Origin of the sequence: Escherichia sp. WS1118, from assembly GCF_046487695.1 — a bacterium.
GTDB lineage: Bacteria > Pseudomonadota > Gammaproteobacteria > Enterobacterales > Enterobacteriaceae > Escherichia > Escherichia coli.
In genome coordinates, this window is sequence record NZ_JBJQIZ010000005.1 from 37,944 (window position 1) to 58,245 (window position 20,302).

General features: G+C 48.2%; 18 protein-coding genes and 3 pseudogenes. 12 read left to right on the forward strand and 9 right to left on the reverse strand.

Features of this window, described 5'->3' with window-relative positions; translation table 11 throughout:
* Window positions 1-97 precede the first annotated feature (97 nt).
* From ydeE to mgtT, 3 genes and pseudogenes are all read left to right on the forward strand, one after another.
* Entirely contained in the window at window positions 98-1,285 is a 1,188-nt protein-coding gene (ydeE, locus tag ACJHYO_RS10410; RefSeq protein WP_001054186.1) for an efflux MFS transporter YdeE, read from the forward strand.
* Between the two features lie 126 nt (window positions 1,286-1,411).
* Window positions 1,412-1,507: a protein MgtS gene (gene mgtS / locus ACJHYO_RS10415; RefSeq protein ID WP_000901367.1), complete on the forward strand. Its 96-nt coding sequence runs from the start codon at window positions 1,412-1,414 to the stop codon at window positions 1,505-1,507.
* Window positions 1,507-1,612: pseudogene (gene mgtT / locus ACJHYO_RS10420) on the forward strand (protein MgtT). Before mgtS ends, mgtT begins: the two are co-directional and overlap by 1 nt.
* A gap of 114 nt (window positions 1,613-1,726) precedes the next feature.
* Here mgtT and dgcZ read toward each other — a convergent pair.
* Together dgcZ and ACJHYO_RS10430 are read right to left on the reverse strand one after the other, a co-directional pair.
* Window positions 1,727-2,617, reverse strand: a complete 891-nt coding sequence (gene dgcZ, locus ACJHYO_RS10425) for a diguanylate cyclase DgcZ (protein WP_000592831.1) — start codon at window positions 2,615-2,617, stop codon at window positions 1,727-1,729.
* A gap of 253 nt (window positions 2,618-2,870) precedes the next feature.
* Window positions 2,871-2,960 (reverse strand): annotated as a pseudogene (locus tag ACJHYO_RS10430) (TIGR00156 family protein); the annotation flags it as partial.
* 38 nt (window positions 2,961-2,998) lie between these two features.
* Here ACJHYO_RS10430 and ACJHYO_RS10435 point away from each other — a divergent pair.
* A pseudogene (locus ACJHYO_RS10435) lies at window positions 2,999-3,079 on the forward strand (hypothetical protein); the annotation flags it as partial.
* A 44-nt stretch (window positions 3,080-3,123) separates the two neighbouring features.
* On the opposite strand, the gene dcp reads toward ACJHYO_RS10435, so the two are convergent.
* Window positions 3,124-5,169, reverse strand: coding sequence for a peptidyl-dipeptidase Dcp (gene dcp / locus ACJHYO_RS10440; RefSeq protein ID WP_001529113.1), 2,046 nt, complete (start codon window positions 5,167-5,169; stop codon window positions 3,124-3,126).
* Window positions 5,170-5,305: 136 nt separating this feature from the next.
* Between dcp and ydfG the strand changes: the two genes are divergently transcribed.
* The 3 genes from ydfG to ydfZ all read left to right on the forward strand — a co-directional run bounded on the left by ydfG (window position 5,306) and on the right by ydfZ (window position 7,208).
* Window positions 5,306-6,052 carry a bifunctional NADP-dependent 3-hydroxy acid dehydrogenase/3-hydroxypropionate dehydrogenase YdfG gene (gene ydfG, locus ACJHYO_RS10445; RefSeq protein WP_000636575.1) on the forward strand — a complete coding sequence of 249 codons (747 nt, stop codon included), beginning with the start codon at window positions 5,306-5,308 and terminating at the stop codon, window positions 6,050-6,052.
* 88 nt (window positions 6,053-6,140) lie between these two features.
* On the forward strand, window positions 6,141-6,827 hold the full coding sequence (gene rspR / locus ACJHYO_RS10450) for a DNA-binding transcriptional regulator rspR (RefSeq protein ID WP_000215549.1): 687 nt from the start codon (window positions 6,141-6,143) through the stop codon (window positions 6,825-6,827).
* Window positions 6,828-7,004: 177 nt separating this feature from the next.
* Window positions 7,005-7,208, forward strand: coding sequence for a putative selenium delivery protein YdfZ (gene ydfZ / locus ACJHYO_RS10455; protein ID WP_000214712.1), 204 nt, complete (start codon window positions 7,005-7,007; stop codon window positions 7,206-7,208).
* Between the two features lie 35 nt (window positions 7,209-7,243).
* Here the strand turns inward: ydfZ and ACJHYO_RS10460 are convergent, their stop codons facing one another.
* From ACJHYO_RS10460 to ACJHYO_RS10480, 5 genes are all read right to left on the reverse strand, one after another.
* Entirely contained in the window at window positions 7,244-8,704 is a 1,461-nt protein-coding gene (locus ACJHYO_RS10460) for a mannitol dehydrogenase family protein (protein ID WP_410232463.1), read from the reverse strand.
* Between the two features lie 88 nt (window positions 8,705-8,792).
* Entirely contained in the window at window positions 8,793-10,160 is a 1,368-nt protein-coding gene (ydfJ, locus tag ACJHYO_RS10465) for an MHS family MFS transporter YdfJ (RefSeq protein WP_000151242.1), read from the reverse strand.
* A 57-nt stretch (window positions 10,161-10,217) separates the two neighbouring features.
* Entirely contained in the window at window positions 10,218-11,237 is a 1,020-nt protein-coding gene (locus ACJHYO_RS10470; protein WP_000836075.1) for a Zn-dependent oxidoreductase, read from the reverse strand.
* Window positions 11,238-11,248: 11 nt separating this feature from the next.
* Complete coding sequence (rspA, locus tag ACJHYO_RS10475; RefSeq protein WP_001298659.1) at window positions 11,249-12,463, reverse strand: starvation-sensing protein RspA; 1,215 nt, start codon at window positions 12,461-12,463, stop codon at window positions 11,249-11,251.
* Between the two features lie 205 nt (window positions 12,464-12,668).
* Window positions 12,669-12,995, reverse strand: coding sequence for a YnfA family protein (locus ACJHYO_RS10480; RefSeq protein WP_000598292.1), 327 nt, complete (start codon window positions 12,993-12,995; stop codon window positions 12,669-12,671).
* A gap of 134 nt (window positions 12,996-13,129) precedes the next feature.
* Between ACJHYO_RS10480 and ACJHYO_RS10485 the strand changes: the two genes are divergently transcribed.
* A complete protein-coding gene (locus ACJHYO_RS10485; RefSeq protein ID WP_000705201.1) occupies window positions 13,130-13,471 on the forward strand; it encodes a DUF1283 family protein in 342 nt (113 codons plus the stop codon).
* Window positions 13,472-13,505: 34 nt separating this feature from the next.
* Window positions 13,506-14,066 (forward strand): spermidine N1-acetyltransferase, encoded by a 561-nt coding sequence (gene speG, locus ACJHYO_RS10490; RefSeq protein WP_001138584.1) that lies wholly within the window; start codon window positions 13,506-13,508, stop codon window positions 14,064-14,066.
* A 2-nt stretch (window positions 14,067-14,068) separates the two neighbouring features.
* Here speG and ACJHYO_RS10495 read toward each other — a convergent pair whose 3' ends face one another.
* Window positions 14,069-14,779: a YnfC family lipoprotein gene (locus ACJHYO_RS10495; RefSeq protein WP_001350228.1), complete on the reverse strand. Its 711-nt coding sequence runs from the start codon at window positions 14,777-14,779 to the stop codon at window positions 14,069-14,071.
* A gap of 107 nt (window positions 14,780-14,886) precedes the next feature.
* On the opposite strand from ACJHYO_RS10495, the gene ACJHYO_RS10500 reads away from it, so the two are divergent.
* The 3 genes from ACJHYO_RS10500 to ynfF all read left to right on the forward strand — a co-directional run bounded on the left by ACJHYO_RS10500 (window position 14,887) and on the right by ynfF (window position 20,301).
* The gene (locus ACJHYO_RS10500) at window positions 14,887-15,192 is read left to right on the forward strand and encodes a DUF1161 domain-containing protein (RefSeq protein WP_012601527.1); all 306 of its coding nucleotides are present in this window, start codon (window positions 14,887-14,889) and stop codon (window positions 15,190-15,192) included.
* Window positions 15,193-15,390: 198 nt separating this feature from the next.
* Window positions 15,391-17,817: a selenate/tellurate reductase subunit YnfE gene (gene ynfE, locus ACJHYO_RS10505; RefSeq protein WP_085455355.1), complete on the forward strand. Its 2,427-nt coding sequence runs from the start codon at window positions 15,391-15,393 to the stop codon at window positions 17,815-17,817.
* A 60-nt stretch (window positions 17,818-17,877) separates the two neighbouring features.
* The gene (gene ynfF / locus ACJHYO_RS10510; RefSeq protein ID WP_012601528.1) at window positions 17,878-20,301 is read left to right on the forward strand and encodes a selenate/tellurate reductase subunit YnfF; all 2,424 of its coding nucleotides are present in this window, start codon (window positions 17,878-17,880) and stop codon (window positions 20,299-20,301) included.
* Window position 20,302: the final 1 nt, after the last annotated feature.

Below are 20,302 nucleotides of genomic sequence, written 5' to 3' on the forward strand. Positions count from 1 at the left end.
TAATGCGCAAATAAGTCGCTATACTTCGGATTTTTGCCATGCTATTTCTTTACATCTCTAAAACAAAACATAACGAAACGCACTGCCGGACAGACAAATGAACTTATCCCTACGACGCTCTACCAGCGCCCTTCTTGCCTCGTCGTTGTTATTAACCATCGGACGCGGCGCTACGCTGCCGTTTATGACCATTTACTTGAGTCGCCAGTACAGCCTGAGTGTCGATCTAATCGGTTATGCGATGACAATTGCGCTCACTATTGGCGTCGTTTTTAGCCTCGGTTTTGGTATCCTGGCGGATAAGTTCGACAAGAAACGCTATATGTTACTGGCAATTACCGCCTTCGCCAGCGGTTTTATTGCCATTCCTTTAGTGAATAACGTGACGCTGGTGGTGCTCTTTTTTGCCCTTATTAACTGCGCCTATTCCGTCTTTGCTACCGTGTTGAAAGCCTGGTTTGCCGACAATCTTTCGTCCACCAGCAAAACGAAAATCTTCTCAATCAACTACACCATGCTCAACATTGGCTGGACCATCGGTCCGCCGCTAGGCACGCTGTTGGTGATGCAGAGCATCAATCTGCCCTTCTGGCTGGCAGCTATCTGTTCCGCGTTCCCCATGCTTTTCATTCAAATTTGGGTAAAGCGCAGCGAGAAAATCATCGCCACGGAAACAGGCAGTGTCTGGTCGCCGAAAGTTTTATTACAAGATAAAGCACTGTTGTGGTTTACCTGCTCTGGCTTTCTGGCTTCTTTTGTTAGCGGCGCATTTGCTTCATGCATTTCACAATATGTGATGGTGATTGCTGATGGTGATTTTGCCGAAAAGGTGGTCGCGGTTGTTCTTCCGGTGAATGCTGCCATGGTGGTTACGTTGCAATATTCCGTGGGCCGCCGCCTTAACCCGGCTAACATCCGCGCGCTGATGACAGCAGGCACCCTCTGTTTCGTCATCGGGCTGGTCGGTTTTATTTTTTCCGGCAACAGCCTGCTATTGTGGGGTATGTCAGCTGCGGTATTTACTGTCGGTGAAATCATTTATGCGCCGGGCGAGTATATGTTGATTGACCATATTGCGCCGCCAGGAATGAAAGCCAGCTATTTTTCCGCCCAGTCTTTAGGCTGGCTTGGTGCTGCGATTAACCCATTAGTGAGTGGCATAGTACTTACCAGTCTGCCGCCTTTCTCGCTGTTTATCATCTTAGCGTTGGTGATCGTTGTTGCGTGGGTGCTGATGTTAAAAGGAATTCGTGCAAGACCGTGGGGGCAGCCCGCGCTTTGTTGATTTAAGTCGAACACAATAAGAATTTAATTCAGCCTTCGTTTAGGTTACCTCTGCTAATATCTTTCTCATTGAGATGAAAATTAAGGTAAGCGAGGAAACACACCACACCATAAACGGAGGCAAATAATGCTGGGTAATATGAATGTTTTTATGGCCGTACTGGGAATAATTTTATTTTCTGGGTTTCTGGCCGCGTATTTCAGCCACAAATGGGATGACTAATGAACGGAGATAATCCCTCACCTAACCGGCCCCTTGTTACAGTTGTGTACAAGGGGCCTGATTTTTATGACGGCGAAAAAAAAACCGCCAGTAAACCGGCGGTGAATGCTTGCATGGATAGATTTGTGTTTTGCTTTTACGCTAACAGGCATTTTCCTGCACTGATAACGGATCGTTGACACAGTAGCATCAGTTTTCTCAATGAATGTTAAACGGAGCTTAAACTCGGTTAATCACATTTTGTTCGTCAATAAACATGCAGCGATTCCTTCCGGTTTGCTTACCCTCATACATTGCCCTGTCCGCTCTTCCAATGACCACATCCAGAGGCTCTTCAGGAAATGCACGACTCACACCAGCAGTCACGGTAATGTTGATATGCCCTTCAGAATGTGTGATGGCATGGTTATCGACTAACTGGCAAATTCTGACACCTGCACGACATGCTTCTTCATCATTAGTCGCTTTGACAATAATGATAAATTCTTCGCCCCCGTAGCGATAAACCGTTTCGTAATCGCGCGTCCAACTGGCTAAGTAAGTTGCGAGGGTGCGTAATACTACATCGCCGATTAAATGCCCGTAGGTATCATTAACCAATTTAAATCGGTCTATATCCAACAACATTAAATAAAGATTCAGAGGTTCAGCATTGCGTAACTGATGATCGAAGGATTCATCAAGAACCCGACGACCCGGCAATCCCGTCAGAACATCCATACTGCTACGGATCGTCAGCAAATAAATTTTGTAATCGGTTAATGCCGCAGTAAAAGAAAGCAACCCTTCCTGAAAAGCGTCGAAATGCGCGTCCTGCCAGTGATTTTCAACAATAGCCAGCATTAATTCCCGACCACAGTTATGCATATGTTGATGGGCAGAATCCATTAGCCGAACGTAAGGTAATTCATCGTTATCGAGTGGCCCCAGATGATCAATCCACCGACCAAACTGGCACAGCCCATAAGAATGGTTATCCGTTATTTCTGGCTTACTGGCATCTCTCGCGACCACGCTGTGAAACATACTTACCAGCCACTGGTAGTGGGCATCGATAGCCTTATTGAGATTTAACAAGATGGCATCAATTTCCGTTGTCTTCTTGATCATTGCCACTCCTTTTTCACAGTTCCTTGTGTGCGCTATTCTAACGAGAGAAAAGCAAAATTACGTCAATATTTTCATAGAAATCCGGAGTTATGAGCATCTCTGAGATAACATTGTGATTTAAAACAAAATCAGCAGATAAAAAAGTGTTTAATTCTATAAATTAACTCTGCATTATCGCAATTAAAAGGATGACAAATAGCATAACCCAATACCCTAATGGCCCAGTAGTTCAGGCCATCAGGCTAATTTATTTTTATTTCTGCAACTGAGTGACCCGAACGACGGCCGGCGCGCTTTTCTTATCCAGACTGCCGCTAATGTTGATCATCTGGTCCGGCTGAATTTGAAAATTATTATAACGGAAGAGTATACAAAAAAAGTAATTTTGCTGGCGACTGCGAAACGGCATTCGCATTAGCGGTGAAGTTTGCCCTCGCCCAGTTGCTGCAATTACTGCTATAACGAAGCTGGTCTGGCGATAAATCCAGGCCAGCCATTGGTGGTGTTTATACGTTCAAGCCACGATGTTGCAGCATCGGCATAATCTGAGGTGCCTTACCGCGCCATTGTCGATACAGGCGTTCCAGATCTTCGCTGTTACCTCTGGAAAGAATCGCCTCGCGAAAACGCCGCCCATTTTCACGCGTTAATCCGCCCTGCTCAACAAACCACTGGTAACCATCATCGGCCAACATTTGCGTCCACAGATAAGCGTAATAACCTGCGGCATATCCGCCACCAAAAATATGGGCGAAATAACTGCTGCGATAGCGTGGCGGTATAGCAGGAAGATCCATATTTTCCGCCACCAGCGCCCGCAATTCGAAATCATCGACGTCCTGCATTGCTTCGTTTTCTTCCAGGCAATGCCAGCGCATATCGAGAAGTGCGGCGCTAAGCAGTTCGCTCATCTCATACCCTTTATTGAACAGACTGGCATTACGCATTTTCTGTTGAAGTTCGTCAGGCATTGCGGCCCCGCTCTGATAATGCCGGGCGTAGCGAGCAAATACCTGCGGATGTGTTGCCCAGTGTTCGTTGATTTGCGACGGAAATTCGACAAAATCACGCGGCGTGTTGGTGCCGGAAAGCGTGGCATAACGCTGGCGGGCAAAAAGGCCGTGCAGCGTATGACCAAATTCATGGAATAAGGTTATTACATCATCCCAGAGTAACAACGCAGGCTCACCGGCAGCGGGTTTCTGATAATTGCAGACGTTATAAATTACCGGGTGCGTTTCATTCAGCGTTGATTGCTCAACAAAATTGCCCATCCATGCACCGCCGCTTTTTGAATCACGGGCGAAGAAATCACCGTAAAATAACGCCAGCCCCACGCCATTATGATCAAAAATTTCCCACACACGAACGTCAGGATGGTAGACAGGAATATCAAAACGTTCGACAAACTTAATACCGAAGAGCTGATTCGCAGTCCAGAATACGCCTTCATTCAACACCGTGTTTAATTCGAAATAAGGCTTGAGCTGCGCTTCATCGAGATCGAATTTCTCACGTCTTACCTGCTCGGCATAAAATGCCCAGTCCCACGACTGCGCGCTAAACCCGCCCTGCTGCTTATCGATAATCGCCTGTATCGAGGCTAATTCATCGCTCGCACGTTGACGCGCCGCTGGAACAATTTCCCGCATAAAGTTGAGCGCTGCTTCTGGCGTTTTTGCCATCTGATCGGCGATTTTCCATGCGGCATAATGAGGAAAACCAAGCAGTTTCGCCTGCTGCGCGCGGATCTCCACCAGACGTTGAATGATAGCGCGGGTATCATTGGCATCATTTTTTTCCGCTCGCGTCCAGCCCGCAGTAAACAGTTTTTCACGCGTCGCGCGATCGCGCAGTTCAGCAAGCGCTGGTTGCTGGGTGGTATTCAGCAGCGGAATCAGCCAGTTGTTATCCAGACCTTTCTCGCGAGCCGCCTCTGCCGCCAGCACAATCTCTTGTTCACTCATTCCTGCCAGCTGCGCGATATCGTTCACAACCAGACCGCCGGATTTATTTGCTGCCAGTAACCGCTGGTTAAACTGGCTGGTCAGGGTCGCAGCTTCTGTATTCAGTACTTTTAATTTTGCTTTATCAGCTTGCTCAAGTTTGGCTCCGGCAAGGACAAAACGTTGATGAATCACCTCCACCAGGCGGATGGATTCACTATCAAGCCCCAGGGATTCACGGCGTTGCCAGACAGCATCTACCCGCGCGAATAATTCCCCGTTCAGATAGATATCATTCGCAAGTTCCGCCAGTTCAGCGGAAAACTGTTCATCAAGACGCTGTAATTCATCATTGGTATGCGCCGCAGTCATCGCAAAAAAGACGCTGGTAACGCGGGTAAGTAATTCTCCGCTTTGTTCCAGTGCCAGAATAGTATTGTTGAAATCAGGTGTTTGCGGGTTAAGCGCGATGGCAGCAATTTCTGCCCGCTTTTGCTGTATTCCCTCATCGAATGCCGGGCGATAGTGATGGTTGGCAATTTGATCAAAATGGGGAGCCAGATACGGCAGTGTGCTTTGCACAAGGAAAGGATTCATTGTTGTCATTTTCTTCTCCTGAACGCGAGGTGTTCCATAGCGTAGGCTTACTGATAACGGAGTGCAATCTTGCAAACCAGTATTACCCGCTCTTAAGCATCACGTGCTATGTTATTGACACACAAAAGCGTTGAGGAACAGTGAGATGATCGTTTTAGTAACTGGAGCAACGGCAGGTTTTGGTGAATGCATTACTCGTCGTTTTATTCAACAAGGGCATAAAGTTATCGCCACTGGCCGTCGCCAGGAGCGGTTGCAGGAGTTAAAAGACGAACTGGGAGATAATCTGTATATCGCCCAACTGGACGTTCGCAACCGCGCCGCTATTGAAGAGATGCTGGCATCGCTTCCTGCCGAGTGGAGCAATATTGATATCCTGGTAAACAATGCTGGCCTGGCGTTGGGCATGGAGCCTGCGCATAAAGCCAGCGTTGAAGACTGGGAAACGATGATTGATACCAACAACAAAGGCCTGGTATATATGACGCGCGCCGTCTTACCGGGTATGGTTGAACGTAATCATGGTCATATTATTAACATTGGCTCAACGGCAGGTAGCTGGCCGTATGCCGGTGGTAACGTTTACGGTGCGACGAAAGCGTTTGTTCGTCAGTTTAGCCTGAATCTGCGTACGGACCTGCATGGTACGGCGGTGCGCGTCACCGACATCGAACCGGGTCTGGTGGGTGGCACCGAGTTTTCCAATGTCCGCTTTAAAGGCGATGACGGTAAAGCGGAAAAAACCTATCAAAATACCGTTGCATTGACACCAGAAGATGTCAGCGAAGCCGTCTGGTGGGTGTCAACGCTGCCTGCTCACGTCAATATCAATACCCTGGAAATGATGCCGGTTACCCAAAGCTATGCCGGACTGAATGTCCACCGTCAGTAATTTTTATACCCGGCGTAACTGCCGGGTTATTGCTTGTCACAAAAAAGTGGTAGACTCATGCAGTTAACTCACTCACAAGCAAGAACGAATGACCGTCGAAACGCAACTTAATCCCACACAGCCTGTCAATCAGCAAATTTATCGTATTCTTCGTCGCGACATTGTCCATTGCCTGATTGCACCAGGCACACCGTTGTCGGAAAAAGAAGTTTCTGTTCGTTTCAATGTGTCACGCCAGCCGGTTCGTGAAGCCTTTATTAAACTGGCGGAAAACGGCCTGATTCAAATTCGTCCGCAGCGTGGCAGCTACGTCAACAAAATTTCCATGGCCCAGGTGCGCAACGGCAGTTTTATCCGTCAGGCCATTGAGTGCGCGGTGGCGCGTCGGGCGGCGAGCATGATTACCGAAAGCCAGTGCTACCAACTGGAACAAAATCTTCACCAGCAACGCATTGCCATTGAGCGCAAGCAACTGGATGATTTTTTTGAACTTGATGACAACTTCCATCAACTCCTGACCCAGATTGCCGACTGTCAACTGGCGTGGGATACCATTGAGAACCTGAAAGCGACCGTTGATCGCGTGCGCTATATGAGTTTCGACCACGTTTCTCCACCAGAAATGCTGTTACGCCAGCATCTTGATATTTTCTCTGCCCTGCAAAAACGTGATGGCGATGCGGTAGAACGTGCAATGACGCAACATTTGCAGGAAATCAGCGAATCCGTGCGCCAGATCCGCCAGGAAAACAGCGACTGGTTTAGCGAAGAGTAATTCATTTCCTCTCATCCCATCCGGGGTGAGAGTCTATTCGCCCCGCCTTATGGCTCATGCATGCATCAAAAAAGATGTGAGCTTGATCAAAAACAAAAAATATTTCACTCGACAGGAGTATTTATATTGCGCCCGTTACGTGGGCTTCGACTGTAAATCAGAAAGGAGAAAACACCTATGACGACCTACGATCGTAACCGTAACGCAATCACCACTGGCAGCCGTGTTATGGTTAGCGGCACCGGTCACACTGGCAAGATCCTGTCGATTGATACTGAAGGTCTGACCGCTGAGCAAATCCGCCGCGGAAAAACCGTAGTTGTTGAAGGTTGTGAAGAGAAACTGGCACCTCTGGACCTGATTCGTCTCGGCATGAACTAAGCGTGTGAATGCCGCCGATGGCGGCATTGCTTTTTTTACTTCACGGAATATTTCGCCACGGTCGCTTTCGCGCCATGCGCTAATAAAGACAAGTACGCTTCCGTTACTTTTGTCGTAAACAAACTATTGCCTGGTAAATCATCACCAAAGATCGCCTTAATTGCCAGCAGTGACTGGACGCGCGCTGTCCCTTCAGCACTACTTTGTACTGCCTTCTGAATAACAGGTAACAGTGGATCACTGATTTCTATCGGATTTCCCTGTTCATCAACACCACCGACATAACGCATCCAACCCGCGACGCCCAGCGCCAGCAGATCGAACTTGCTGTCATGCGCCAGATGCCAGCGAACAGAATCCAACATCCGCTGTGGCAATTTCTGGCTGCCATCCATCGCAATCTGCCAGGTTCGATGACGTAACGCCGGGTTGCTATAGCGTTCAATTAATCGGTTAGCGTAATCTTGCAAATTAACGCCCTGCACTTTCAGCGTCGGCGCTTGTTCCTGCAACATTAAGGCATACGCTGCATGACGATAATGTTCATCTTCCATGCAGTCATTAATGTGCTGATATCCGGCAAGATACCCCAGATACGCCAGGAATGAATGACTGCCATTGAGCATGCGCAGTTTCATTTCTTCATAAGGCAGCACATCACTAACCAGTTCGGCTCCCGCTTTTTCCCATTCCGGACGTCCGGCAACAAAGTTATCTTCAATTACCCACTGGCGGAAAGGTTCACAGGCAACGCCTGCCGGATCGCGCACACCGGTAAGTTGTTCGATTTTCGCCAGCGTATCCTCTGTCACTGCGGGCACAATACGGTCCACCATTGTTGATGGGAAAGTCACGTTTTCTTCGATCCATTGTGCCAGTTTTACATCAACAGCTTGCGCGTAGGAAGTGACAACGTCACGCATAACATGACCGTTTTCTGGCATGTTGTCACATGACATGACGGTAAATGCGGGAAGTCCTGCCGCTTTACGGCGAGCCAGCGCCTCGACAATCCCCCCTGTTGCAGTTTTCGGCTGGTGGGGATTTTGCACGTCGGCAGCGACCATCGGGTGATCGAGCATTAACTGTCCGGTCGCCGGAGAGTGGAAATACCCTTTTTCGGTGATTGTCAGAGAGACAATCGCGATTTGCGGTTCACACATCGCAGCCAACACGGTTTCTAAGCCATCTATCTGTACGTGCAAGGCTTTTTTAACGACGCCAACGACGCGAGCCGTCCACGCATCGGCCGACATTTCCGCAACGGTATAAAGATTATCTTGCTGTTGTAAATCGGCAATTTGCTGTTCGCCGCCGATTAAGTTGACCTCATAATATCCCCAGTCACTGAAATGTTCCGTAGCAAGAATATCGGCATACACGCCCTGATGCGCACGGTGAAATGCACCAAAGCCTAAATGAACAATTCTTGGGGCCAGGTTATTACGATCATAAACAGGGAGCGTCGCTTTTGCTGATAACAAATGATTTCCCATAACAATTCCTTAAAATTAAATATAGCAAGCTACATGTTTTGTTATATGAATAAAAATCCCCTCTCCGGTAAGAGAAGGGATTGAGGATTTACAGACTTCTGGACGGTTGCGCAGCTCTTACAACATGTGGTTGATCTTCTGCGGCGTCTTCCAGCGCACTTAAATCACGGTCTTTCACTTCTGGCATTTTCAGCGCAGAGATTAAACCAATCACAGAATATGCCATGATCATAATGGCGATCGGATACCAGGATTCCGTCATGGTGCAGAAAATCCCCGCCAGGATAGGACCAAAACCGGAAGCGATAAGACCACCAATTTCTTTAGAAATAGCCATTCGGGTAAAGCGGTTTTTACAGCCGAACATTTCTGCCATGGTAATGTTTTCCAGAGCAAATAATCCAAGCACCGCACAGTTATGAATCACAATCAGTGCAACCATAATGGTGCTCGGGGCATAGCTTTTATCTACGATGATAGAAAGCATTGGCCACGCCAGCACAATTGCAGAGGTATTCATAATAATATACGGGATCCGGCGACCAATTTTATCGGATAACCAACCAAGGAACGGAATGGTCATAAAGCCGAGAATCGAACTGATCATCAATGCATCTGTTGGAATTGCTTTGTTAAACAATAACGTCTGCACTAAATAGCCTGCAAGGAAAGTCTGAATTAAACCTGAGTTACCAGCCTGACCAAAACGCAGCCCTGTTGCCAGCCAGAAGGATTTGCTCTGGAACATGCTACCAGCAGGTGCAGGTTTTGCTGTCGGTTGGTTGCTGTCGTTAACCTTCTCAAAGACCGGGCTTTCTTTCAGATTCATACGCAACCAGATAGCAAAGACCATCACGACAACGCTCGCCAGGAAAGGTATACGCCATCCCCACGCCAGCAGTTCCTCTTTACTGAGAATGAAGAACATAAAGGCCCAGATTGCCGTTGCGCTCAAGGTTCCGCAGTTAGTTCCCATAGCCACAAATGAAGAGATAATTCCGCGCTTACCTTTTGGCGCATATTCCGCCAGCATCGTACCGGCACCGGAAATTTCCGCACCTGCACCCAACCCCTGAATAATACGCAGCGTCACCAGCAAGATGGGGGCAAAAACACCAATTTGTGCATAAGTCGGTAACACACCAATTAAGGTGGTACAGATCCCCATCATGGTGATGGTAATAAAGAGCACTTTTTTACGCCCTATTCTGTCGCCCATTTTGCCGAAAATAAATGCTCCGACAATACGTGCCACATAACCTGCACCATAGGTTCCCATTGCCAGAATTAACGCCATTGCCGTTGATGATTCAGGAAAAAATATTTCATGAAACACTAACGCTGCGCCGAGCGAATATAACTGGAAGTCCATAAATTCAAGCGCAGTGCCCAACCATCCCGATACTGCTGCTTTCACCAAATCCTTAGTACTTCTTTCGTGTTTTTCTATTGTCATAATGGTTATCTCTAAAAAAGAGGTAAGATGCGTACTACTTACTCGCCGTTATTGGTATTATTCAGAAAAAGTGAGTAAGACTTTGCAGCAATGTTTTTGATCCTGTTCAAATAAACTAATGGCATCCGCAACATGCTGGAAATCAAATGTATGGGTAATTAGTTTTTCTGGTTTAATTAACCCTTTACTTAACCAGTCGATAACGACCGGGAATTTATTTGCATTTAAGCGTGAAGAGAAAATAGAGAGTTCTTTTCCGGTAATTCCTTGCTGAATCACTTCAGACGGTTCACTGGAGAAGCCCATCAATACAATACGTGCCGCTGGAGAAGCCAGCGTTACGGCCTCTTTCAAGATTGAAGGATGACAAGCGGCATCGATAATTAAAGTCGGCTTGATGCCTTTTTCAGCGAAACTCTCGCCAAGCGGTGTCTGGCTGTTATTAATCGCCCAGTCTGCCCCGCTCTCTTTCGCTTTTTCCAGTCGTTCATCAATGCGATCGGCAACAATCACATTTTTAACGTTATAGACGCCTTTTAATACCTGAACGATCGTCAGGCCGATTGGGCCGGCACCGTAAACCAGAACGGTATCATTTTCAGTCGGTTGACCATGACCGGTAACGTTAGCCGCAATGGTAAAAGGTTCGATCATCACCGCATATTGATCGGCCACAGCTTCAGGAATTTTCCACGCATTTTTTGCCGGAACCACGGCATATTCACTGAAACCACCGTCAGCGTGCACACCTAATACAGCAAGTGTCGTACAAACGTTCGGCTTACCTATAGAGCACGGATAGCAATGCCCACAGCTGACCACCGGATCGACAGCAACGCGTTCACCGACTCTGGCGCTTTCCACGCCGTCACCCACTGCATCAATGACGCCAAAGAATTCATGACCAATGACGCGCGGATATTTCGCAAAAGGATTATGCCCACGGTAAATATGGCTATCTGAACCACAAATTCCGGCAAGTTTAACTTTTACTCGTACTTCACCCGCTGACGGGGTGGGTATTTCACGTTCGATAATCGACAGTTGATTCGGTTTTTCAATTAAAATGCTTTTCATTACCTTACTCCTTACCAGTTCCACAGCGTGCCATCTTCCAGACGTGCGACTGGCAGATAAGCAGGTTCATAGGGATATTTCGCCGCCAGCTTTTCATCGAATTCGATGCCAAGGCCCGGTTTTTCTCCCGGATGCATATAGCCGTTATCGAAAGTCCAGTTGTGCGGGAAGACTTCGAGCATTTGTTCGGAATAACCCATGTATTCCTGGACACCGAAATTGGGGACCCACAGATCAAAGTGCAGCGCCGCAGCCATGCAGACTGGTGACAAATCGGAAGGACCGTGTGAGCCAGTACGTACCTGATACAGCGAAGCAAAATCGGCAATCCGACGCATACCGGTAATTCCGCCTGCATGGGTCAGCGTGGTGCGGATATAATCGATGAGTTGCTCTTCAATCAGTTGTTTGCAGTCCCAGATGCTGTTGAAGACTTCACCCACCGCGATGGGTGTGACGGTATGTTGGCGAATGAGACGGAAGCATTCCTGGTTTTCCGCAGGCGTCGGGTCTTCCATCCAGAACATGCGATAATCTTCAATGCTCTTACCAAAGCGCGCCGCTTCAATAGGCGTTAAGCGATGGTGCATGTCATGCAGCAGATGTTCATCAAAACCAAACTTGTTACGTACCGCGTCAAACAATTTCGGCATGAAATCGAGGTATTTCTCCGTCGACCACAGCTGCTCTTCCGGCCACTGTCCTTTGGTTGCGGGTTCATAAGCCAGACCTTTACCTTTCGACATGCCGTAGGTGGTTTTCATACCAGGGATTCCGCACTGCACGCGGATGGCTTTGAATCCCAGCTCCTGATGACGGGCATAATCATCCAGAGCTTCATCAATACTGTGACCGGTGGTATGGCAATAAACCATCACCCCTTCACGAGACGCGCCGCCGAGTAACTGGTAAAGCGGCATGTTGGCAGCTTTGGCTTTAATATCCCACAGCGCCATATCAACCGCTGAAATGGCCGACATCGTAACCGGACCGCGACGCCAGTAAGCACCTTTATAGAAAAACTGCCAGATATCTTCGATACGGTGTGCATCGCGACCAATAAGCTGCGGACAAAGGTGATCCTGCAAATAAGAGGCCACGGAAAGCTCACGTCCATTTAGGGTGGCATCCCCAAGGCCCGTAATACCGTCCTCAGTGGTGATTTTTAATGTGACGAAATTACGCCCCGGACAGGTAACAAAAACTTCAGCCTTTACGATCTTCATGTTCGATTCCTTGCATCGCTTGTCGTGATGCATGAAATCTACGCAACTGAGCTACTACCATACAAGTATGAAGATCAAAAAAAGCCGGAGTGATCACAAAAAAAGGCGTATATTTGCGCCGTGAATGGTTGACAAAAGATGAAATAGAATACCTTTTGTCAGCTGACACTTCCTCGTATCTTATTGATAAAATGGATTTATGTTCCTACGTGCGCCCCCAGCCCGCAACAATGATCAACATGCCGCAAAGCGCAATTAACGCCCCCGTCCAGTCATAAAGAGTCAGTTTCACGCCATCCACAACGCGCAGCCACATCAACGCCGTGCAAACATAAACGCCACCATAAGCCGCGTAAACACGCCCACTCGCCGCAGGATGCAACGTTAACAACCAGACAAACAGCGCCAGTGAAATCCCCGCCGGAAGCAACAGCCAGATACTGGCGTTTCGCTTCAACCACAGCCAGGGCAAAAAGCATCCAATAATTTCACACAGCGCAGTAGCAAAAAATAGTAACGTTGTTTTAATCATCTTTGTCACTTATTGACATCACGTATAGTTATAGGGCGACATAATATCATCAATATAAACACCCTCCTTGAACGTTTTGCGTTCGCAGTGGATGGTGTAGAATCAGCTTTAATCATTCATACAGGGAATGAATTATGAAAATCACTCTCAGCAAACGAATCGGCCTGCTCGCTTTTCTGCTGCCTTGCGCACTGGCATTGAGCACAACTGTTCATGCCGAAACTAACAAACTGGTGATTGAGTCTGGCGACAGTGCACAAAGCCGCCAGCGCGCCGCTATGGAAAAAGAGCAATGGAATGACACGCGTAATCTGCGCCAGAAAGTGAATAAACGCACTGAAAAAGAGTGGGATAAAGCCGACGCTGCTTTTGATAACCGCGATAAATGTGAGCAAAGCGCCAACATCAATGCCTACTGGGAGCCAAATACTTTGCGCTGCCTGGACCGTCGAACTGGCCGCGTTATTATCCCCTAACCTGTTATTGATTTAAGGAATGTAAGGACACGTTATGCCAAGCGCCCACAGTGTTAAGCTACGCCCGCTGGAGCGTGAAGATTTACGCTATGTACATCAACTCGACAATAACGCCAGTGTGATGCGTTACTGGTTTGAGGAACCCTACGAAGCCTTTGTTGAACTCTCTGATCTGTATGATAAGCATATTCACGATCAGAGCGAACGGCGCTTTGTGGTGGAATGTGACGGCGAAAAAGCCGGTCTGGTGGAGCTGGTGGAAATTAACCATGTTCATCGCCGCGCAGAATTTCAGATAATTATCTCCCCGGAGTATCAGGGGAAAGGTCTGGCAACCCGTGCCGCCAAATTAGCAATGGACTATGGCTTCACCGTTCTCAATCTCTATAAGCTGTATCTGATCGTTGATAAAGAGAATGAAAAAGCGATTCACATTTACCGCAAGCTTGGCTTTACGGTTGAAGGTGAATTGATGCATGAGTTCTTTATTAATGGTCAATATCGTAATGCCATTCGCATGTGTATATTCCAGCATCAGTATCTGGCTGAGCACAAAACACCGGGTCAGACTCTCCTGAAGCCGACCGCACAATAGTATTAATAATAATCGATCGTATTTTTGATGGTGTAAACCCGTTCGACGGCGGGTTTTACTCCTTCATCAACAATGATTAGCTGACAGTCCACCGGATTGGCGTGATTGTCATATTCACAGCTCTGTTTTACATTTCCAACCCGTTGATTATTCAGTAAAGTAACCGCTGTGTAATCTAATTTTTTGATCGGGTCCGTTGATGGCGTGGCGCTGACAGATAATGTTTTATCGTTACTTTTCGTGGTTTTACCCAGCGGATACCCCTGATCATCATAGCGATATTCCATCTGCATCTGTTTGCTGCTGGCTTTAATCACGAAACCATTATCATCGGTTTCCCAACTCACCCCGGCAGAAGGTAATTCTGCTAGCTGGCATTTTCCCTGCAAACGAACTCTTTTCTCCAGCGTCTCGGCATCACGGTAATAATTGGCGTCCAGTACCAGGGCAACCACGGTATTATTTTCCAGATCCAGTAATTCGAGAGAATCAAAACAGCCTTCTTCCGACAAAGTCCCCGAAACACGTTTCGTCACTTCACCTTGCTCATCCATTAATGTCTGAGTGAAATCTTTTACGGGACCACGCAGCGGATCAAAATCGAATTCATTAGAGAAACTGGCCATCTCCGGGGTAAATGAAAGTGTTACCTCTGTGCGGTCACATCCTGTGAGTAATATCGCGAGTAAGCATGGCAGTAATTTGTATTTCACAACAGTCACCTGAGAGTAGAGATGATTCTCAATCATAGTAGCAAATACAGTACTTTACACGTTAAATGCTATGCTTAAAGAAGTTATCTTCGCGTAAGGAGCTTATGATGAAACTCTCAACCTGCTGTGCCGCGCTTCTGCTCGCCCTCGCCTCACCCACGGCACTCGCCGCGCCGGGATCCTGTGAGCGCATACAGAGCGATATATCACAGCGCATTATCAATAATGGCGTACCCGAAAACAGCTTCACGTTAAGTATTGTACCCAATGACCAGGTTGATCAGCCTGATTCCCAGGTCGTCGGGCATTGCGCTAATGATACGCATAAAATTCTCTACACCCGTACCACCAGCGGTAACGTCTCTGCTCCCGCGCAGTCTACCCAGGATAACGCGCCTGCTGAACCGCAGTAACACATTATCGACTGAACGCCGGATACGACACATCCGGCGATTTGAACATACAACATAATCCCACCTTATTACTCATACCCTTCTATTGATATGGATTAATAATTATTAACCCCAAATGGGTAGACTCCCTCTATTGTTAGCGCGCTAAATATTCAATATATAAACATTTATATAACGATAAAAAACAGGGAGTGAGTTATGTCCAAAAATAAACAAATGGTGGGCATCAGCCGCAGAACACTCGTTAAATCTACCGCGATAGGTTCTCTGGCGCTGGCTGCAGGCGGTTTTTCTTTGCCGTTTACCCTGCGCAGTGCAGCAGCAGCGGTACAACAGGCCAGCGAAAAAGTGGTCTGGGGTGCCTGTTCCGTCAACTGTGGTAGCCGCTGTGCACTTCGTCTGCATGTTAAAGATAATGAAGTGACCTGGGTGGAAACTGACAACACCGGCAGCGACGAGTATGGCAACCATCAGGTACGCGCCTGTTTGCGCGGTCGCTCCATCCGTCGGCGTATTAATCATCCCGATCGCCTGAATTACCCAATGAAACGCGTGGGCAAACGCGGCGAAGGCAAATTCGAACGGATTAGCTGGGATGAAGCCCTGGATACTATCGCCAGTAGCCTGAAAAAAACCGTCAAACAATATGGCAATGAGGCTGTATATATTCAGTACTCTTCGGGGATTGTTGGCGGCAATATGACCCGCTCTTCTCCATCAGCCTCGGCGGTCAAACGCCTGATGAACTGCTACGGCGGTTCACTAAATCAGTATGGCTCCTACAGCACTGCGCAAATTTCCTGTGCCATGCCCTACACCTACGGCAGTAATGATGGCAACAGCACCACGGATATTGAAAACAGCAAGCTGGTCGTGATGTTTGGTAACAACCCGGCTGAAACCCGCATGAGCGGCGGTGGCATCACTTATCTTCTTGAAAAAGCGCGCGAGAAATCGAACGCAAAAATGATTGTTATCGATCCGCGATATACCGATACGGCTGCTGGTCGTGAAGATGAATGGCTTCCTATTCGCCCGGGCACCGATGCCGCGCTGGTTGCGGGTATTGCCTGGGTATTGATTAACGAAAATCTCGTTGATCAACCTTTTCTCGATAAATACTGCGTCGGCTATGACGAAAAAACCTTACCCGCAGATGCACCCAAAAATGGTCACTATAAAGCCTATATTCTTGGTGAAGGTGATGATAAAACAGCGAAAACGCCGCAGTGGGCTTCGCAAATTACAGGTATCCCGGTAGACCGTATCATCAAACTGGCGCGTGAAATTGGCACAGCAAAACCCGCTTATATCTGCCAGGGCTGGGGGCCGCAACGCCAGGCAAACGGCGAGCTGACGGCACGCGCTATTGCTATGTTGCCTATTTTGACGGGCAATGTCGGCATCAGCGGCGGAAATAGTGGTGCGCGTGAATCGACCTACACCATTACCATCGAACGCTTGCCGGTGCTGGATAATCCGGTCAAAACGTCAATCTCCTGCTTCAGCTGGACAGATGCTATCGATCATGGCCCGCAAATGACGGCAATCCGCGACGGCGTCCGGGGCAAAGATAAACTAGATGTGCCCATTAAGTTCATCTGGAACTACGCGGGAAATACCCTGGTTAATCAGCATTCTGACATCAACAAAACGCATGAAATTCTGCAGGACGAATCGAAATGCGAAATGATTGTGGTCATCGAAAACTTTATGACCTCATCGGCAAAATATGCCGACATTCTGCTGCCAGACCTGATGACCGTTGAGCAGGAAGATATTATTCCTAACGACTACGCCGGTAACATGGGATATCTCATTTTCCTCCAGCCTGTCACCAGCGAAAAATTCGAACGCAAACCAATTTACTGGATCCTGAGTGAAGTCGCGAAACGTCTTGGACCTGACGTCTATCAAAAGTTCACTGAAGGTCGCACGCAGGAACATTGGTTACAACATCTGTACGCCAAAATGCTTGCCAAAGATCCGGCATTACCGTCTTACGACGAATTAAAAAAAATGGGTATCTATAAGCGTAAAGATCCCAATGGTCATTTTGTCGCCTACAAAGCATTTCGTGACGACCCCGAGGCAAATCCACTTAAAACGCCTTCCGGTAAGATTGAAATTTATTCCAGCAAGCTGGCGGAAATTGCCCGTACCTGGGAACTGGAAAAAGATGAAGTGATAAGCCCACTGCCGGTTTATGCCTCAACCTTTGAAGGCTGGGACTCCCCTGAACGTAGTGCCTTCCCACTGCAACTGTTTGGTTTCCATTACAAATCCCGTACGCACTCGACCTACGGCAACATTGATGTCCTGAAGGCAGCCTGCCGTCAGGAAGTGTGGATCAACCCTATAGATGCACAGAAACGTGGGATTGCCAACGGCGATATGGTGCGGGTGTTTAACCATCGTGGCGAAGTTCGGCTACCAGCCAAAGTGACACCACGCATTCTCCCTGGAGTTAGTGCTATGGGCCAGGGAGCCTGGCACGAGGCCAATATGTCTGGCGATAAAATCGACCACGGCGGCTGTGTGAATACGCTAACCACTCTGCGCCCTTCACCACTGGCGAAGGGAAACCCGCAGCACACTAATCTGGTCGAGATCGAAAAAATATAACCCACTACGACCATAAATTTTGACATGACATTTTGTTTGAAAAGCAATAAGTGAGTAATGATGAAAATCCATAACACAGAGGCGCTCATGTCGGCTGAAATCAGTCGTAGAAGTCTGATGAAAACCTCCGCACTTGGCAGTCTCGCGCTGGCAAGCAGTGCTTTCACTTTGCCGTTTTCCCAAATGGTCCGAGCGGCACAGGCACCGGTAGAAGAGAAAGCGGTCTGGAGTTCCTGCACCGTTAACTGCGGGAGCCGCTGTCTGTTACGTTTGCATGTGAAAGATGACACCGTGTACTGGGTAGAGTCTGATACGACAGGTGACGACGTTTACGGTAATCATCAGGTTCGGGCATGTTTACGCGGGCGCTCTATCCGCCGACGGATGAATCATCCTGACAGGTTGAAATATCCCATGAAGCGCGTCGGCAAGCGCGGTGAAGGTAAATTTGAACGGATAAGTTGGGACGAAGCCCTGGATACCATCAGTGATAATCTTCGGCGGATCCTAAAAGATTACGGCAATGAGGCTGTACATGTTCTCTATGGAACAGGCGTAGATGGCGGAAACATCACCAACTCAAACGTCCCGTACCGTCTGATGAACTCTTGCGGTGGTTTTCTCAGTCGCTATGGCAGCTATAGTACCGCACAGATCAGTGCCGCAATGAGTTATATGTTCGGTGCCAATGATGGCAACAGCCCGGATGATATCGCCAATACGAAACTGGTCGTTATGTTCGGAAATAACCCGGCAGAAACACGGATGAGCGGCGGTGGTGTCACTTACTACGTCGAGCAAGCCCGCGAACGTTCAAACGCACGCATGATCGTCATCGATCCACGTTATAACGACACAGCTGCCGGGCGTGAAGATGAATGGCTGCCCATTCGCCCTGGCACCGATGGCGCACTGGCCTGTGCGATTGCCTGGGTACTGATTACTGAAAACATGGTCGATCAGCCATTTCTCGACAAATATTGTGTTGGTTACGATGAAAAAACGCTGCCAGCTAACGCTCCACGTAACGCGCATTATAAAGCCTATATTCTGGGCGAAGGGACTGACAGCATAGCTAAGACGCCGGAATGGGCAGCAAAAATCACCAGCATCCCAGCAGAAAAAATTATCCAGTTGGCACGAGAGATCGGTTCAGCAAAACCGGCTTATATTTGTCAGGGTTGGGGGCCACAACGACATTCCAACGGCGAGCAAACGTCCCGCGCTATTGCCATGCTTTCCGTTCTCACCGGTAACGTCGGCATAAACGGCGGCAACTCAGGTGTACGCGAAGGTAGCTGGGATCTGGGGGTAGAATGGTTCCCGATGCTCGAGAATCCAGTTAAAACGCAGATTTCCGTCTTTACATGGACAGATGCCATCGACCATGGTACGGAAATGACCGCGACCCGTGATGGTGTTCGAGGAAAAGAAAAACTGGATGTCCCCATCAAGTTTTTATGGTGCTACGCCAGTAACACATTGATCAATCAACATGGCGACATCAATCACACCCATGAGGTGCTTCAGGATGACAGCAAGTGCGAGATGATTGTTGGCATTGACCACTTCATGACTGCCTCGGCTAAGTATTGCGATATCCTGTTACCCGACCTGATGCCAACAGAGCAAGAAGACCTTATCTCTCATGAGTCTGCCGGGAATATGGGCTATGTGATCCTCGCCCAACCCGCAACCTCAGCAAAATTTGAACGCAAACCCATCTACTGGATGCTGAGCGAAGTCGCCAAACGCTTAGGACCAGACGTTTATCAAACCTTTACTGAAGGTCGCAGTCAGCATGAATGGATCAAATATCTCCATGCGAAAACGAAGGAACGTAACCCTGAGATGCCCGACTACGAGGAGATGAAAACGACCGGGATCTTTAAGAAAAAATGCCCGGAAGAACACTACGTCGCTTTCCGCGCATTCCGTGAAGATCCACAGGCAAATCCGTTGAAAACACCTTCGGGGAAAATCGAAATTTATTCTGAACGACTGGCGAAGATTGCAGATACCTGGGAATTGAAAAAAGATGAAATTATTCATCCCCTTCCTGCGTATACCCCAGGTTTTGATGGCTGGGACGATCCCCTGCGGAAAACCTATCCACTGCAACTAACGGGCTTCCACTACAAAGCGCGTACCCACTCCAGCTACGGCAATATTGATGTGTTACAGCAGGCCTGCCCACAAGAGGTGTGGATCAACCCTATTGATGCTCAGGCACGCGGTATCCGTCATGGCGATACCGTGCGGGTATTTAACAATAATGGAGAAATGCTGATTGCCGCAAAAGTGACTCCGCGTATTCTGCCTGGCGTTACCGCCATCGGGCAAGGTGCGTGGCTTAAAGCGGATATGTTTGGTGACCGGGTCGATCACGGCGGCAGTATCAATATTCTGACCTCTCACCGCCCTTCACCGCTGGCAAAGGGAAACCCGTCGCACAGCAATCTTGTCCAGATCGAAAAGGTTTAAG